This window comes from Mesorhizobium sp. M7A.F.Ca.MR.362.00.0.0 (assembly GCF_004023175.1).
Classification (GTDB): domain Bacteria; phylum Pseudomonadota; class Alphaproteobacteria; order Rhizobiales; family Rhizobiaceae; genus Mesorhizobium.
Window position 1 is genome coordinate 1 of record NZ_RZTF01000105.1, and the last position, 17196, is coordinate 17196.

Genomic DNA, 17196 nt, shown 5'->3' on the forward strand with positions numbered 1-17196 from the left:
CCCGCCGCCAGACCCGCCTCATAGACCTGGTCATGCGCGCCGGCCGGGTTGCCCTGGTCAACGACGATCTGCGGCACGTCGTTGGTGCCGTTGATGGTGATGGTCAGCGTTGCCGTATCGGTGTCGCCGTCGGCATCCTTCATCGTGTAGTTGAAGGTCTCGGTCAGCGTCTGGCCGGCGTCCAGCGCCTGCACCGCCGGATCGGCATTGTTGAGCGTGTAGGTGTAGGTGCCGTCGGGATTGGCAACGAAGGTGCCGTGTGCGCCCGTCGTCGAGCCATCCCAGCTGACGAAGCTCGTCGGCGTGTCGGCGCCCGGCTGGTTGTTGGCATGAAGGTCGTTGGTCAGCACATTGCCGTTGACCGGCGAGAGCGCGTCCTCGCTGATGCTGTTGGTGTCGTTGACCGCATTGGGCACGTCGTCGACGATGTCGATGACGATGGCCGCCGGGACGGACGACGAGGTGCCGTCCGAGACAGTAAGCGAGAAGCTGTCGGTCTCGGTGACTGCCGGAACGTCCGTCGTCGTACTGGTCAGTGTGTACTGATAGGCCGCAACACCGGTTGCCGGGTTGTAGCCGGTGATCAGCAGCGTGCCGTGGTCGCCCTGGAAGGCCGAACCGTTGAGGCTGCCGATGGCAACCGTGACGCCGCCGATGGTGACGGTCTGCACGTCGTCGAGCCCGTCGGCGTCCGACACCGTGAAGGTGCCTGTCGCCACCGTGCTCCCGTCGCCGGCCGCCGAACCCGCCGCCAGACCTGCTTCATAGACCTGGTCATGCGCGCCAGCCGGGTTGCCTTGGTTGACGACGACCTGCGGCACGTCGTTGGTGCCGTTGATGGTGATCTCGACCGTTGTCGTCGAGGTATCGCCGTCGCCATCGGTCAGGGTGTAGGTGAACGTGTCCGTCAGATGCTGGCCGCTGGTCAGCGCCTGGACCGCCGCGGCGCCGTTGTTCAGCGTGTAGCTGTAGTGGCCGTCTGCATCGATCGTGATCGAACCGTAGCTGCCCGCCACGGCCGAACCGACATGGCCCGAGGCCGATGCAACCGTGCCTGCCTCGACGCCCGTTACCGTCGCCCCGTCCGCACCCCTAACGTCGGCAACGCCGTCCGTCACATTCGCGTCCGCGCCGCCGCTGGCCGTAATGACATTGCCGTCCCCGACCGTCGCACCGTCTTCCGTCACGCTGTCGATATCGGCAACCGCCGTCGGCACGTCGTCGACGATGGCAACGGCAAAGGTGGTGCTGGCCGAATCACCGTCAACGTCCGTGACTGTGATGCTGAAATTGTCCGGAACCGTGTCGTTGGGATCGAATCCGTTCGTCTGATTGGGATGAGCGACTGATTCGGTCACCGTGTAGTTGTATTCGATGGCACCGGTGCTCGGATTGAAGGAGACGATCGTCAGGAAGCCGAAATCGCCCGGGATCTGCTGGCCGACGCCGGTGACGGTGACGCCGTTGATGACGATCGAGCCAATTCCATCCGGCGCGTCGATGCTGATCGTTCCGATGCCGGAGGTCTCGGCGTTGCTTGGCGCGTCGCTGCCGGGAGATTGTGTCTGGCCGCCATTGAGGCCGGTTTCACTGGCCGCTTCGGTCGGGGCAAGCAAGGACGTGGCCGTCACTGAAACCTGCCTGTCGACGATGGACGGGAACAGCTCGCGCCGCTCCAGGAGTCCGAACTGCAAGGCAGTTGGCGGCAGCAGTGCCGACAGGTCGAACCCGTCGCCGATGCCGCCGGGGGGAACCGAGAAATCTCCGCCCGCGCTTGAATTCGAACCGCCCGGACCAGCCGACATGGAACCGTCGGCGCCGAAGGCGACATCGACATGGCTGGCTTCCAGCGCCGCCAGCAGCGCGACGCGCGGCACCTCGACGTCGCCAATGATGAAGGTCGGCACGTTCAGGGCGCCGTCCTTGATCACGATCACCGAGCCGTCGGCCTGTTCGAGCAGAAGGTTTTGTCCGTCGACCTTGATGTTGTCGATGGAGGCGTTGGCCGGAAGCCTCACCACATGGCTGGCGTCGGCTACATATTCGTGCGGCGCAGCTGCCGGCGGCGCCTTTGCTTCCGCGGGCGCTTCTGGCTTGACAGGCGCTCCGCCGCCGACATCGACCGGCACCGGTTCGGACGCTGCCGGCGCGGCCTGCTGCGTCGAATCCGCTTGCGCGACCCGCATCTCTGCCGGCGATGTCTGATCGCCGTGTTCATTGGACGCGGAATGCTCGTTCAAGGAAGCCGAAAAGCTGTCCAACTCGATATTGTTCGTCATGGCTGAAACCCCTCCGATATTTACCGGATAGAGACAGCGGCCACTTCTACTTTGCAACTGCCCCCTAATCTATTTCATATACAATGATATGCATTGCCCGGCATTTTTTACACGTGGTAAACCGCGACAATATAACCTGATATATGTTTGTTTCTGAAGGCCTCCTTGATGGATAGCTGGCCGGCATTTTTCCGGTAAACCAAAGTATAAATTTGAATAAAATTTTAAGCAAAATGGATAAAGACAGTTGCTGGATATTTATCCACCTTCCTTTCCAATAATTTGAGACAAGATTGGTAGCGTCCACAGTCAAAGGTGGGCGTTATGAAAAAGCAAAAATCAGTTCCGGGAAAAACCCGGCTCCAGATGCTCCTGCTGGCAATCGGGCTTGTCGACCTGGCGGGGCCGTCCTTCGCGAGCGATATCGCCGCACCCGGCTGGCCTCAGGAAAAGGTCCAGACGCCACCCAGCCTCGGCGGTGTTTCGCTGGCGAGGCCTCAGCCCTGGCAGCCTGCGGGCGCTTACCGGATCGGTCTGGTCACCGGCAGCTATGGCCCAGATGTTGGCCGCGGGGATGGCTCGTCAACGGCGCGAGATGACGCCGGGATAGATCCGCTGCAGACCGCGTCGATCATTCCGGGGGTGTTCGGATCGGTTGCCTTGTCCATGCGCAATTTTCCCGTCGCGGCTCGCTGGGCGCCCGTCTACCGGGCAATCGCCGCCTGTTCGGCAGGCAGCCCCTGCGAGCACAAGAGCGCGGCTTTTGCCGGCATGATCACCGCCGCACAAGGCAAGGGATTCAGCGAGAAGCTGTCCTTCGTCAACAGCAGCGTAAATCGCCTGATCGCCTACAGGAAAGACAGCGTCGTCTACGGCAAGCTCGACTATTGGGCGAAGCCTTCGGAGATTCTCGAGCGGCGAGCCGGCGATTGCGAGGATTTTGCCATCCTCAAGATGACAGCCCTGCTGAGGGCCGGCATTCCCACGCAAAGCATGGCGCTTGTCGTCCTCCAGGATCGCAAGAGAGGCTTCTTTCACGCAGTGCTGTCGGTGAGCACAGGCAGCGGCACCTTCATTCTCGACAGCCTCAGCAACACTGTCGTGCGTGACAGCGATCTCCCGGATTACGTTCCGCTCTATTCGTTCAGCACGAACCGGGCCTGGATCCACGGTTCAAAGCCGGGCGGAGCCCAGATGGCCGACATCAAGGGCGGCTTCGCAACCGTCGCACCCGGCGAAGGTTTTCAGCCATAGGGTTTTGCCCGGATTGGCGATGCATCCAGAGCAACTCCGGTAAGCGTGTAACGGTGAACTGCCCTAGCCGCCGAAGACGAACGCCATCAGCAGCTCCGGCTCGAGCACCGGAGCCCGCACCGCATTCAATTGTCCCCGGTATCGACGGTCGCCCGCGCCGATGACAAAACCGGTGGCCACCGGCGATTCGCCATTGGCATCGAGCCGCGCAAAGATGTCGGCCACATTGAGGTCCAGCGCCAGCTTGAGGTCGTGCCGTGCGTCATCGCTTGGGGCGATCGGCAATTGACGTTTGACCAATTGCTGGAACGGCGCGTTGAACGACAGGATCTTCTTCGACGAAGCCAGGGCAAAGGCGGGAGACGGGCAAGCGACCAGTATGGCGTTGATGGTGTTGATCGATGCAAGCTTTCGCAGGGTCAGGTTTTCGTCTCCCAACCCACGCATGCAGGCCACCCGGATCGCGGATGTCAAATTGCCTGTCTGTGCCTGGCTTTCGGCGATCTCGTCGATGAGCATGCCGATCGTGCACTTCCTGCTTTCGGCCATCTGCTTCAGCGACATCCAGAATGCCCGCTCCAGACGGATGCCGCGCCGGATGCCGCCGCGCGCCACAACCCGAAATTCCAGTCCAAAATCCTCGGCGGCGACTGGAGGCAGCAGCCGCTCGCGACCGGAATGATGAGGGCTGGCGCTACCGCTCACTCATCGCCTCCTCGCGCGCCTTGTTGATCGGCTTCAGGAGGTAGTGCAGGATCGTCTTGCGCCCGGTCTTGATGTCGACCGAGCAGATCATTCCGGGGATGATCGAATAGGCCTTGCCGTCTCTTTGTAGGGTGGATTTGTCCGTCGCCACACGCACCTGATAGTAGGGTTCCCCCGTTTTCTGATCGACCAGGCTGTCGGCTGTGATGTTCGAGACCTTGCCCTCGATGCCGCCGAAGATCGAGAAATCATAGGCAGTGACCTTGATAAGGGCCTCCTGGTCGGGACGGATGAATGCGACATCCCGTGGCGAGACCCGTGCCTCCACCAGCAACGTCTCGGAGGTCGGCACGATGCCGGCCACCACGGCGCCAGGCTGAACGAAGGCCCCGACCGTGTTAAGCTCCAGCGTGTTGACGATGCCATCCACGGGAGAACGGATATCAGTGCGCGCGACCTTGTCGGTGGCTCCCCTTATGGTCTCATCCACCACCGACAGCTCCGCCAGCGCCTGGGTAAGGTCGTCCAACGCCTCCTGCTGCAATTGCAGGCCGAGTTCCTCGACCTGAAGCTGGGCTTCCGTAATCGACGATTTGATCTTCTTTATCGTTTCGCCCGCAAGGTTCAGCTGGCCGTTGAGCTCGGTCTGTTCGCGCTCCACCCGGAGTTGCTCGGTCCGTGCCATCAGGCCTTTCTTGACCATCGCGTCGACCAGTTTTGCCTCCTGGTCGCTGACGACCAGGTTCTTTGTAAGACGATCGGAATTGGCCTGCGCCTCGGCCAGTTCCCTCTCGCGCTGGTCAAGGCGTGACTTGAGCACGGACAGCTTGTTATCGAAGTTCCCGCGCCGGGCGATGAGCAGCTTCTGTTCATTGTCGCAGATTTGCGGAGCGACCGACTGGATGTCCTGCGGGCACGGAAATGGGCCCGAGAGATTGCCGGCCTGTTCGTATTTCAGCCTTGCTATGCGCACTTCCAGCGCGCGCGCCTTGGCCTGCTGCTCGCCGAGACTGGACGTGTTGAGCGTGTTGTCCAGGCGGATGATGAGATCGTTCTTCTTGACCACCTGGCCAATCGTCACGGCGATTTCCTGAACGACACCGGCTTCACTCGCCTGAATGATCTGGGTCTTGGAAGCGGGTATGACCTTGCCGTCGCCGCGTGCGATCTCATCGACTTCGGCAAAGGACGCCCAGGCGACGAAGACCACGAAGAGCGCTCCGATGATGAATATGGACGCCGACGCAAACAGCGGCGGTCGATCTTCTCTGGCAAGCATTTCCCACGCCCCAACGCATTGGATGCAGCAATATCTGTTTTGTCAGGCGCTTGTTTTCTGCAACGCCTGTATGACTTGGTCCTTCGGTCCGTCGGCAACGATTCTGCCCTGTTCGATAACGATCAGGCGGTCGGCCAGCTCAAGCATGCTGAAGCGATGTGTCGAGACGATCAGCGTGGTGTCGCGGTCGAAGGCGACTTTGAGCTGCTTGATCAACTGGCGTTCCGATGCGAGATCCATCGAGCCCGACGGCTCGTCCAGAAAGACGATTTTCGGTTTGGTCAGCAGCAGGCGTGCGATCGCCACCGTCTGCCTCTGGCCACCGGAAAGATTGGTGCCGCGCTCGCCGACATTCATGTCGTAGCCGCGCGGGTGGCGTGAAACGAAATCGTCGACGCCGGCCGCCTTTGCCGCTTCGATGATCTGTTCGTCTGTAGCCTCGGGGCATGCCATCAGGAGGTTTTCCTTGATGGTGCCCGAGAACAGGTCGCCGGCCTGCGCAACGATGCCGACCGCGGCGCGAACCTCGGACGGGTGATACTGGCGAATGTCGATCCCATCCAGCAGCAGCTCACCGGACGTCGGCAGGAAGAGCCGGCCGATCAGCCGCCCCATCGTCGTCTTTCCCGATCCTATGCGGCCGATGATGCCGATCCGCTCACCCGGCTTGACCGAGATATTCAGGCCGGTCAGAACTTCGTTTTCCGAGCCTGGATAGACAAACCCGACATTCCTGAACACCATCGCCCCCTTGCGGATGGGGCGGTTGACGAAGCCCACCGTGTCGGGTCGATCTTCCGGCTGAGCCATGATCGAATTCACCATTCTCAGCGAGAGCATGGCCTGGCGAAACCGGGACAACGTTATGGCAATCTGGCCGAGCGGCGCCACGGCCCTGCTCGCCAGCATCACCGTTCCTATGATTGCTCCTGTCGAAACATGCCCTTCCGAGAAGGCATAGGCGCCGGCCACGACCAGGGCGACGGTCACCAGCTGTTGTATGGACTGGGTGATGTTGCCCGCCGCCGCCGAAAGCTGCTTGATCTTCTCGGACGTGTTGGCGGCGTTCTTGGAGTGCTCTCCCCATTTTCGCAGCAGATACGCCTCGGCGCGCAGCGACTTGATGGTCTCCAGCGTCGAGATGGATTCGACCAGCAGGGCCTGGCGCTGCGACGCTTCGTTCATCGAGGCGGCGACGCGCTTGCCGATGCGGCGCTGGGTGATCAGGCCGACGATGACGGACATCACGAAGGCCAGCGCCGGTATGATCACCAGCCATCCGCCTATCGCATAGATCACAAGGAGAAAGACGAAGACGAATGCCGTGTCGATGAACACGCTTATGGTGTTGGAGGTGAAGAACTCCCTGACGAATTCATATTGCGTGACCCTGTTTGCGTATTCACCGGTCGAGCCGGGGCGCGCCGACAGCGACGAGTTCAGCACTTTCTCGAACAGCAGATAGGATATCCGGAGATCAGCCTTGCGCCCGGCATAGTCGATGAGGGAAGCCCTGGCCGTCTTCAAGAGCAGGTCGAACAGGATGACCGCGCCGATGCCGAGAGCCAGCACCCATAGTGTCGATATTGCCTTGTTCGGCAGGATCCTGTCGTAGACGTTCATCGTGAAGATCGGCGAGGCTATGGCCAGCAGATTGATGAACACCGCCGCCAGGACGACTTTCGAATAGGTGCGCCAGAAAGCGCCCATCGTCCCCGTAAGCCAATGTCTCCGCTCGATCCTGGCCGCCGAGCCGACCGACATGGTCTCGGCGGCATTGGCATAGGTGATCGAGAAGGAAGCGCCGCCGCTGATGTAGCTGGCGGCCAGTTCCGATCGGCCGATCGTGGTGCGGCCGTCTTCCTGGGGCGCGGTGATATACGCATCGTCTTCGCCCAGAGCGAGCAGGGCAACCGGCAATTGGCTGACGCGAAAGACGATTGCCGGCAGGTCGATACGCCCCCTGAGAAAATCACGGTGATTGAACTCGGTGACTTCCAGGCCGATGCGTTCGGCAAGGTGCCTGATATCGTCGGCCGCAATTCGCGTGTCCGAGAGCGGCACGCCGGCAAACAGCACGGTCTCCGCGCTCGGCCTGCCGAGATATCCGGCAACGGCCGAGAAGCAGGCCTTGAACGCCTCCTTGGGAGAGAGGATATTGGGTTGCTGGTTCACGATCTGCCCGTCAGGACGCTCGCTGGACCTTGCGTCGTCTTATTTCTTCCTCACCGGGGCGAGGATATCGAATGGCAGGTCGTTCTTCTGCTCCGATGGCGTCCGCGCATAGGTCTCGGTGTCCGCGGTTTCCGGTGTTGCAAACTCGGTGCGAGCATAGGCTGTCGCTTGCTTTGCCGGCTCGAGATTCATCGTTTTCAGCAACTGTCCGGTCGCGGCCAGGAGCCGGTACTGGGCAAACAGCGATGCGTAGGACGCGGTATCCGCCAGCGTTGCCGTGTTGAACCGCGTATTCTGCGCGTCGAGCACGTCGAGCAGCGAGCGCTGTCCAACCTTGAACTGCTCGCGATAGGAAGCGACCAGCTTTTCATTGGCGGCGGCCTGTTGCCTCAGGGTCTTCGCCAGATCGGCTTGCCGGAAACGGCGATCCCATGAGGTGCGAACGGCTTCCTCGATTTCGCGCAAGACCTGATGATAGGCGAGCCGCTGCTCGCTGGCGCGGCGGATCTGCTCCTGTTCATTGGCCTTGTCTATGCCGCCGCGATACAAATTCCAACGCAGCACCAGACGCGCCTGCAGGTCATTGGTGTCCCCGTCGTCGCCGTCAATGTCGGTGCCTGCCCTGGCCCGACCTTCAGCAATGACTTCAGGGCCATATTTCGCCCGGGCCGCATCCACCAGGGAAGCCGCGGCGTCGATATCGCTGGTGGCCATGTGAACGCGCGGATTGTTCTGTCGTGCCAGGCCGATCGCGTCATCCAGTGACCGCGGAAGCGCGGCGGCGACATCACCCGGCCGCGAAGCATTGACCAGCGGCTTGCCGACGGTCTTGAAGAACCGGATCTTGGAGGCTTCCAGCTCTTCGGTCGCCTCCTGCATGCGGGCCTTGGCCGCGAACAGACGCTCCTCGGCCTGTTGGCGGTCGGCCTCGTTCAGCGCCCCGCCTGAGATGCCTTGCCGGATGTCGCCGAGTATCGCCTGATGGAAACCCAGATTCTTCTTGGCTTCGGAAACGATCGAAGCCTGCAGCATGTATTCGAGGTAATCCTGGACAACGGACAGCCCGATGAATTCGGACCGTTCCAGCACCCGGAACGACGCTCCGTCGACGCGCGATGCCTGGCGGTTCAATTCCGCGCGACGAGCTCCGCTGTCGAATAATTTCTGGGTCACCACCAGATTCGCTTCCGCCGGATAGAGCGAATCATCCTCTATCGACAGCGAGCGTCGGGACGAATTGTCGAGCCGGCGAACACCAGCCGATCCCTCGACATCGACACTGGGAAGGTAAAGGCCCTTGGCCTGCCGCAACTCGAACTCGATTGCTTCGCGGTTTTCGATCGCCTGTCCAATCTCGGGATTGGATTCCACCGCGACAGCCATCGCCTCCTTGAGCGTAAGCGCATGAGCGCCCCCGCAGGTCAGCATGGTGGCCGCCATCAACAGACCAAGGCGCCTGCCTATGGTCGACATACCTGTCGTATTCATAATCCCACCCTAACGTTTCCCCAGCGTCTTTTTTCAGAGCGCTAACCAAGCCAAGGCCTGCCCGTCGGTGGATTATCCACAAATTCACGGAATGTGTGAGCGATTATTGATTTAGAGGGCGCTAAATAGCCCTTTTGGGCAACAAGGCTGCGAGATGTAGCAAAAATAGCACATAACTTCGGCTCGCTGCGGTTGTATCCGGACGCCCCATTCAGTGGGAAAGCACAGAAAATCGCAAGCCAGTGGGCCGATATGCCCAGAATCATGGCCGGTTCGGATAGCGGTTGTCGATAATCCAACCGGAGGTTGAACGCTTTTTCAGGCATGCCCCTTGGGTGCCGGGTCCAAAAAATACACCATCGCGGCGGCCGGCGTGCGCGTCAATAGAGGTGGTACCAAAGCATAGGAGCCCGAGCAGAACAGGACGATGCCAGGCTTTATGCTTCCCCTGGGTCAGGTTTGTCCTTCTGAACAGGATCTATCGGGGTGCTTCAACCCATCGATCTCTGCGGCCGGTCGAACTCTTCAGCCAGGGCCGCATGCCACCAACCGGCGAATGCACGGCACGAGCGGCTGCATTGCCTTCTGCAACCGCTCGCTGGATAGTCTCGGCATGTTGGCGACCCTGGCGACTCACTGGCCGCAAATTCTGGCGATCATCTCCGTGGTGATGGCGACGGTCGGCATCGTCCATGCCGTCATGACCAAGGAAGATGTCCGCGCCGCCACCGGCTGGGTCGGCGTGATGGTGCTGTCCCCGATCCTCGGCGTGCTGATCTATGCCGTCGCCGGCATCAACCGCATTCGCCGCGCCACGATCACCGCCCAGCGCCCGTTTGCCGATGGCGCGGTGTCCGCCAAGCACGAGCGCGACGTCGCTGTCGAAGAGGCCCTGATCGTCGAGCGCTACGGGCAACGGTTCACGGGCTTGCGGACATTGGGCGACAGGGTGGCGCGGCGCGCGCTCAATCCTGGAAATGCAATCGATGTGCTGGAGACCGGCGACGAGGCCTATGCCGCCATGTGCGCGGCCATCGATGGTGCCGAGCGCAGCGTCCTGCTCGAGACCTATATTTTCGACAATGACGCCGTCGGCCTGCTCTTCGTCCAGGCGCTTGCCGGCGCCGTCCACCGCGGCGTCACCGTCCGCGTGCTGATCGATGCCGTCGGCGCCCGCTACTCGGTGCCGAGCATCCTGGGGCATTTGCGCGAGGCCAACATCCCCGCCGATGTCTTCAACGGCAACATCGTCATGGGCCTGCGCCTGCCCTACGCCAATTTGAGGACCCACCGGAAGATCCTGGTGGTCGACGGCATCGCCGCCTTCACCGGGGGCATGAACATCCGAAAAGGCTTCTCCGCCGAATTCGCCGGCTCCAACAGCGCCAGGGACACGCATTTCCGGGTGACCGGTCCGATCGTCGCCGACCTCTTTTCGGTCGCCGCCGAGGACTGGCGCTTCGCCACCAACGAGGCGCTGAAAGGCGACGCCTGGCGCATCGCCCCGCTGGCGCCGTCGCCAGGCGCATCGATGATGGTGCGGGCGGTCGCTTCCGGCCCGGATGCCAGCAACGAGACCAACCACAAGCTGCTGATCGGTGCATTCTCGGTCGCCCGCAAGTCTATACGCGTGATGTCGCCCTATTTCCTGCCGGATCGGAAACTGATCAGCGCGCTGATCACCGCCGGCAGGCGCGGGGTCGAAATCGACATCGTGGTGCCGGCGGTGAACAATCTTTTCCTCGTCGACCGCGCGATGATGGCGCAGTTCGATCAGGTGCTCAAACACTATTGCCGTGTCTGGCGCACCGAGGGACCGTTCGACCATTCGAAGCTGCTTTCGATCGACGGCGTGTGGGCCTATGTCGGCTCTTCCAATCTAGACGCCCGATCGCTGCGGCTGAATTTCGAGATCGACCTGGAGGTGCTCGATGCCGGCTTTGCCAGCGAGATCGAGGCGCGGATCGGGTCGGCGATCGCCTCCGCCGTGCCGGTGACGCTGGAAGCTTTGCGAGCCCGGCCGTTTCTTATCAGGCTGTTCGACCGGGTATTGTGGCTCGGTTCACCCTATCTCTAAGGCGGAGGTGCGCTTGAGGAACTCGTCCGTCATGGAACATACGCCGAAATTGCCTATTTTCACTGTATCCGGCTTCTGAATTGATGCCAGCGAGGACGAGCAGCACAGAGATGCACAGAATTGGACGCAGCCTCCCGGCAAGCATGCTTCTGTCCCTTCGTGACCGCCGGATGCAGAAAGCCAATGCCGCCGCACTCAAGACGACAGCCACCACCGGCACGCTGGTTGCCTCCTACAATGTCCACAAATGCATCGGCGTCGACAGGAAATTCGACCCGGAACGGACCATCCGCGTCATCCGCGAAATCGATCCGGATCTCATCGCGCTGCAGGAAGCCGACAATCGCTTCGGCGACCGTAATGGGCTTCTCGACCTGCCCCGGCTCGAACGGGAAACCGGCCTGGTTCCGGTGCCGATTTCGGCCACAGGCAAGGGCCATGGCTGGCATGGCAACGTCTTGCTGTTCAAGAAGGGCGTCGTTCGCGACGTGCACCAGATCAAGCTTCCGGGACTGGAGCCGCGCGGCGCGGTGGTGGCGGAGATCGACCTCGATGGAAGCCAGACGCTGCGCATCATCGCCGCCCATCTCGGCCTGCTGCGCCGCTCGCGCTCCCAGCAGGCGCGCGTCGTGCTCGACCTGATGAACAGCCCGGACGAAAGACCGACCTTGCTGCTCGGCGACCTCAACGAATGGCGGCTTGGCAACCGCTCCGCTCTCAACACGCTGCATGCAACGTTCGGCCCGCAGCCGCCGGCGGTCCCCACCTTCCCGTCGAACCTGCCGCTGCTGGCGCTCGACCGGATCATGGCCAACAGGCACGGCATGATTGCCGCCATTAACGCGCATGACACGCCGCTTTCGCGCGTTGCCTCCGACCACCTGCCGCTGACGGCCTTCGTACGCCTGGAACGGGTGGACGATGACGCCTTGATGTCCTCCGCGTCGCAAAGTGTGTAAAATTAGGCGGAACGCCCAGTTCCTCCGCCAGTTAACATGTCCCGAACGCGCAGGAGGACGAGATGAAAAAGCTGATTCTGGCTTGCCTGTTGGCATTGGCCGCGACAGCGGCGATCACTGCGCCGACGCAAGCGGCAAGCGTGACCATCCAGTCCGACGATGACGACCGATATTTGCCGGATGACGATTCCGATAGTGGGATCGTTATTCGCCGTCACCACCGCGATCGCTATTACGACAATCAGTATGATGGCGACCAGGATGTTCAGTATGACAATGGCGGATACCGGTACGGCGAATATCGCCGCCACCACCGGCATCACCGCTGCCACATCGAACTGGTCAGGCACTGGCGCCACCACCACAGGGTGATCGAAGAGGTCCGCGTTTGCGGCTGATGCCAGATCGGGCAACCGGCGAAAGCCGGCCGGTTTCATCGGGCATGATCGGCTGACGAAATAGCGCTGACGTGAGAGGCGATGCTGGACCGCGTCGACTCGTGGTAGCCAGCACGCGCACCGGACCGTGCCCAGCAAAAAACGGCAAGGATCGGCCGGCCGGCACCGCTCAAACCTGTCCAAGTGTTAATTCGACTTGGGTCGGTTTCGGCCATATTGGTTGATGGGGGTGAGAGATGCCGCCATGGACCAGCAGTTGGAAATCCCCCTGCAGACGACTGTCGTGCCACGTCGTTCGCGTGGCTGGATTCCCTGGCTGATCTTTGTCGCCATTGTCGCCGCCACCGGCGCCTATCTCTACCAGCGCCCGCATGTCGAGGCCAGGCAGCCCGGCGGCAGAAGAAACGCGCAGCCGACGACAATCGGCGCCGCCGTGATCGAAAAAGGCACGATGGACGTCACCCTCGATGCGCTTGGCACGGTGACCTCGCTCTCCACCGTCACGGTCAAGCCGCAGGTCACCGGCCCGCTCGTCCAGGTGAACTTCAAGGAAGGTCAGGACGTCAGCAAGGGCGATTTGCTGGCTGAAATCGACCCTCGCCCCTATCAGGCGGCGCTCGACCAGGCGCAGGGCCAGTTGGCGCGCGACCAGGCCATGCTCAGGGATGCCCAGCTCGATCTCGCACGCGACCAGACGCTGGTGACGCAAGGCGCCGCGACGCACCAGACGCTCGACGCGCAGGTCGCCCTGGTGGCGCAGGATGCCGGCTCCATCCAGGTCGACCAGGCCATGGTCCGGACCGCGACCCTCAATCTCGACAATTGCCGCATCCTGGCTCCGGTCGACGGTCGCGCCGGCCTGCGTCAGGTGGATCAGGGCAACTACGTGACCCCTGCCGATACCAACGGCATCGTCATCATCACTCAAGTCCAGCCGATCAGCGTGCTGTTCACCGTGCCCGAGGATGAATTGCCCGCGATCGCGCAACGCCTGCGGCAGGGCGCCACGCTGCCTACCTCCGTCTACGATCGCGCAGGCAGCAAGAAGCTCGCCGACGGCCAGCTTGAAACCTTCGACAGCCAGATCGACCCAAGCACCGGCACCATCAAGCTGCGAGCGGGCTTCGCCAACGAAACGCGCGTGCTTTATCCGAACCAGTTCGTCAACGTCGAGTTGCTGGTCGACGAGCACAAGGACGTGGCGATCGCTCCGATCGCCGCGATACAGCGCGGCGTGCCCGGCACCTTTGTCTATCTGGTCAACCCCGACAGCACCGTCTCCGTGCGCAAGGTCACGCCTGGCGTCACCAATGGCGAACGTGTCGAGATCCTGTCGGGCCTGAACCCTGGCGACCGCGTCGTCGTCGATGGTGCCGATAAGCTGCGCGACGGCGCCAGCATCAATTTGCGGCAGGACGGGCAAGCACGGACACCTGCGCAGCCCTCAACGCCTACGCCAGCAGGGTCAGCGCCACAGCCACAGGCGCAGGCACCGGAGCAGGCCGCCCCTGATGCGCCGAAGCCGGACGACACGGGCAGGCACAAGGGCCAGGGCCGCAAGCATCGCCACGCGGAGTCGGGGCAGGCGGAGTCCGGGCAACAGCAATGAGCCCGTCGCGAGCTTTCATCCTGCGGCCGGTGGCGACGTCGCTGTTCATGGTTGCCATCATGCTGTCCGGCCTGCTGGCTTACAATTATCTGCCGGTGTCGGCGCTGCCTGAGGTCGATTATCCAACCATCCAGGTGCAGACCTTCTATCCCGGCGCGAGCCCCGACGTGATGACGTCCTCGGTCACGGCACCGCTGGAGGTCCAGCTCGGCCAGATCGCCAACCTCAATCAGATGAACTCGGTCAGTTCGGCCGGCTCCTCCGTCATCACGCTGCAGTTCAGCCTGGCGATCTCGCTCGATGTCGCCGAACAGGAGGTGCAGGCGGCCATCAATGCCGCCGGCAATCTGCTGCCAGCCGATCTGCCGGCGCCGCCGATCTATGCCAAGGTCAATCCCGCCGACGCGCCGGTGCTGACGCTGGGCCTCACCTCCAAGACGATGCAACTGCGCGATGTGCAGCAGCTTGCCGACACCCGGCTGGCGCAAAAGATTTCGCAGCTGCCGGGCGTCGGCCTCGTCAGCCTCAGCGGCGGCCAGCGCCCAGCCGTGCGCGTCCAGGCCGATCCGCGCAAGCTCGCAGCCTATGGTCTCAATCTCGACGATCTGCGCACCACGCTGGGCAGCGCCAATGTCAACACGCCGAAGGGCAATTTCGACGGGCCGTCGCGGGCCTACACCATCAACGCCAACGACCAGCTGAAGAGCGCCGACGAATACCGTTCGCTGATCGTTGCCTACAAGGATGGCGCGCCGGTGCGGTTGAGCGATGTTGCTGATGTGGTCGACGCCACCGAAAACAACAGGCTGGCGGCCTGGATGAACAGCACGCCGGCGATCATCGTCAACATCCAGCGCCAGCCCGGCGCCAACGTCATCGACGTGGTCGACCGCATCAAGACGCTGCTGCCGCAATTGCAGGCCTCGCTGCCCAGCGCCGTCGATGTGAAGGTGCTGACCGACCGCACGACCACCATTCGCGCCTCGGTGCGCGACGTCGAGTACGAACTGACGCTTTCGATCCTGCTGGTCGTGCTGGTCATCTTCGTCTTCCTGCGCAGCGCGCGCGCCACGCTCATCCCGAGCCTCTCGGTGCCCCTGTCGCTGGTCGGCACGCTTGGTATCATGTACCTGTTCGGTTTCAGCCTCGACAACCTCTCGCTGATGGCGCTGACCATCGCCACCGGCTTCGTTGTCGACGACGCTATCGTCGTCATCGAGAACATCGCGCGCTATGTCGAGGAAGGGGATACGCCGCTGCAGGCGGCGCTCAAGGGCTCGCAGCAGATCGGCTTCACCATCATCTCGCTGACCGTCTCGCTGATCGCGGTGCTGATCCCGCTGCTGTTCATGGGAGATGTCGTCGGCAGGCTGTTCCGCGAATTCTCCATCACGCTGGCCACCACCATCCTGATCTCGGCGATAGTGTCGCTGACGCTGGTGCCGATGGCCTGTGCCAGGTTGCTCAAGCCGATGTCGGCGGTACGTGAAAACGCCCTGCAGCGCGCCAGCCGCGACTTCTTCGACTGGGTGATCCGGGGCTACGGCCAAGCGCTGACCTGGGTGCTCGACCGGCAGACGCTGATGCTGCTGGTGGCGGCTGCCACGCTGGTGCTGACGGTGGCACTCTACGTGGTCATCCCCAAGGGGTTTTTCCCGGTGCAGGACACCGGCGTCATCCAGGCGATCACCGAGGCGCCGCAGTCCATATCCTATGCCGCGATGGCCGAGCGTCAGCAGCAGCTTGCCGCCGTCATCCTCAGGGATCCCGATGTCGACAGCCTGTCGTCCTTCATCGGCGTCGACGGCACCAACACCACGCTCAATGTCGGCCGCATCCTGATCAACCTCAAGCCGCATGAAGAACGCACCGCCGATATCACGCAGGTTATCGCCCGCCTGAAGCAGGCCACCGTCGCGACGGCTGATGCCACCCTCTACATGCAGCCTGTGCAGGACCTGACCATCGACGGCACGGTCAGCCGCACGCAGTATCAATTCGTGCTGCAGGACGCCAATCCGGACGAGTTGACGCTATGGACGCCGAAGCTGCTGGCTAAGCTCAACACGCTGCCTGAGGTCGCCGACGTCGCCAGCGACCTGTCGGATGCCGGCCTCGCCGTCTTCGTCGACATCGATCGCGACCAGGCCGCACGCTTCGGCATCACGCCGGCGACAATCGACAACGCACTCTACGACGCCTTCGGCCAGCGCATCGTCTCGACCATCTTCACCACATCCAGCCAGTACCGGGTCATTCTCGAAGCCGATCCGTCCCTGCAGGATTCGCTGAAGGCGCTGTCTTCGGTCTACCTGCCGTCATCGAGCGGCGGCAGCCCGGTGCCGCTCTCGGTGGTCGCCAGCACCCATGTCGCCACGGCACCGCTGCAGATCACCCATATGGGGCAGTTCCCTGCAACCACTGTCTCGTTCAACCTCGCGCCTGGTGTGTCGCTCGGCAAAGCGGTCACCGCGATCCAGCAGGCGCAGAGCGAGATCGGCATGCCGCTCAGCGTCATCACCAATTTTCAAGGAGCGGCGCGCGCCTTCCAGGCTTCGCTCGACAACACGCTGTTTCTGATCCTGGCCGCGGTGATCACCGTCTACATCGTGCTCGGCGTGCTCTATGAAAGCTTCATCCACCCAATCACCATCCTGTCGACGTTGCCTTCGGCCGGCATCGGCGCGCTGCTGGCGCTGATGATCGCCGGCGAGGACCTGACCATCATCTCGATCATCGGCATCATCCTGCTGATCGGCGTCGTCAAGAAGAACGCCATCATGATGATCGACTTCGCGCTCGACGCGCAGCGCAATGAAGGCATGGCGCCGCGCGAGGCTATCTACCAGGCCTGCTTGCTGCGCTTCCGCCCGATCCTGATGACGACGCTGGCGGCGATGCTGGGCGCGCTGCCGCTGATGCTCGGCACCGGCGTCGGCTCTGAACTGCGCCATCCCTTGGGCGTCACCATCG

Annotated in this window: 11 protein-coding genes; 6 read left to right on the forward strand and 5 right to left on the reverse strand. The window is 62.3% G+C overall.

Going from position 1 to position 17196, the window contains the following annotated elements; genetic code table 11:
- A partial coding sequence (locus tag EOC06_RS15385) for a VCBS domain-containing protein (protein ID WP_206631193.1) occupies window positions 1-2279 on the reverse strand: 2279 nt, incomplete at its 3' end.
- 324 nt (window positions 2280-2603) lie between these two features.
- Here EOC06_RS15385 and EOC06_RS15390 point away from each other — a divergent pair.
- Window positions 2604-3533 carry a transglutaminase-like cysteine peptidase gene (locus tag EOC06_RS15390; protein WP_128308183.1) on the forward strand — a complete coding sequence of 310 codons (930 nt, stop codon included), beginning with the start codon at window positions 2604-2606 and terminating at the stop codon, window positions 3531-3533.
- A 63-nt stretch (window positions 3534-3596) separates the two neighbouring features.
- Here the strand turns inward: EOC06_RS15390 and EOC06_RS15395 are convergent, their stop codons facing one another.
- From EOC06_RS15395 to EOC06_RS15410, 4 genes are read right to left on the reverse strand one after another with little or no spacing between them, the layout of a single operon-like run.
- Window positions 3597-4238: a ribbon-helix-helix domain-containing protein gene (locus tag EOC06_RS15395; RefSeq protein WP_127320299.1), complete on the reverse strand. Its 642-nt coding sequence runs from the start codon at window positions 4236-4238 to the stop codon at window positions 3597-3599.
- Entirely contained in the window at window positions 4228-5517 is a 1290-nt protein-coding gene (locus EOC06_RS15400; protein WP_127320297.1) for an HlyD family type I secretion periplasmic adaptor subunit, read from the reverse strand. The genes EOC06_RS15395 and EOC06_RS15400 overlap by 11 nt, the downstream gene beginning before the upstream one ends.
- Window positions 5518-5559: 42 nt before the next feature.
- The gene (locus EOC06_RS15405; protein ID WP_127271964.1) at window positions 5560-7692 is read right to left on the reverse strand and encodes a type I secretion system permease/ATPase; all 2133 of its coding nucleotides are present in this window, start codon (window positions 7690-7692) and stop codon (window positions 5560-5562) included.
- Window positions 7693-7731: 39 nt separating this feature from the next.
- Window positions 7732-9180, reverse strand: a complete 1449-nt coding sequence (locus tag EOC06_RS15410) for a TolC family protein (protein ID WP_127326707.1) — start codon at window positions 9178-9180, stop codon at window positions 7732-7734.
- 613 nt (window positions 9181-9793) lie between these two features.
- On the opposite strand from EOC06_RS15410, the gene EOC06_RS15415 reads away from it, so the two are divergent.
- The 5 genes from EOC06_RS15415 to EOC06_RS15435 form a co-directional block, all read left to right on the forward strand.
- Complete coding sequence (locus EOC06_RS15415) at window positions 9794-11257, forward strand: phosphatidylserine/phosphatidylglycerophosphate/cardiolipin synthase family protein (RefSeq protein ID WP_128308184.1); 1464 nt, start codon at window positions 9794-9796, stop codon at window positions 11255-11257.
- Window positions 11258-11367: 110 nt separating this feature from the next.
- A complete protein-coding gene (locus EOC06_RS15420) occupies window positions 11368-12216 on the forward strand; it encodes an endonuclease/exonuclease/phosphatase family protein (RefSeq protein WP_128308185.1) in 849 nt (282 codons plus the stop codon).
- A gap of 62 nt (window positions 12217-12278) precedes the next feature.
- Window positions 12279-12614 carry a hypothetical protein gene (locus EOC06_RS15425; protein ID WP_128308186.1) on the forward strand — a complete coding sequence of 112 codons (336 nt, stop codon included), beginning with the start codon at window positions 12279-12281 and terminating at the stop codon, window positions 12612-12614.
- A 244-nt stretch (window positions 12615-12858) separates the two neighbouring features.
- Window positions 12859-14223: an efflux RND transporter periplasmic adaptor subunit gene (locus EOC06_RS15430; RefSeq protein WP_128308187.1), complete on the forward strand. Its 1365-nt coding sequence runs from the start codon at window positions 12859-12861 to the stop codon at window positions 14221-14223.
- On the forward strand, window positions 14220-17196 hold a 2977-nt coding region (locus EOC06_RS15435), incomplete at its 3' end, for a multidrug efflux RND transporter permease subunit (RefSeq protein ID WP_128308188.1). The genes EOC06_RS15430 and EOC06_RS15435, both read left to right, overlap by 4 nt.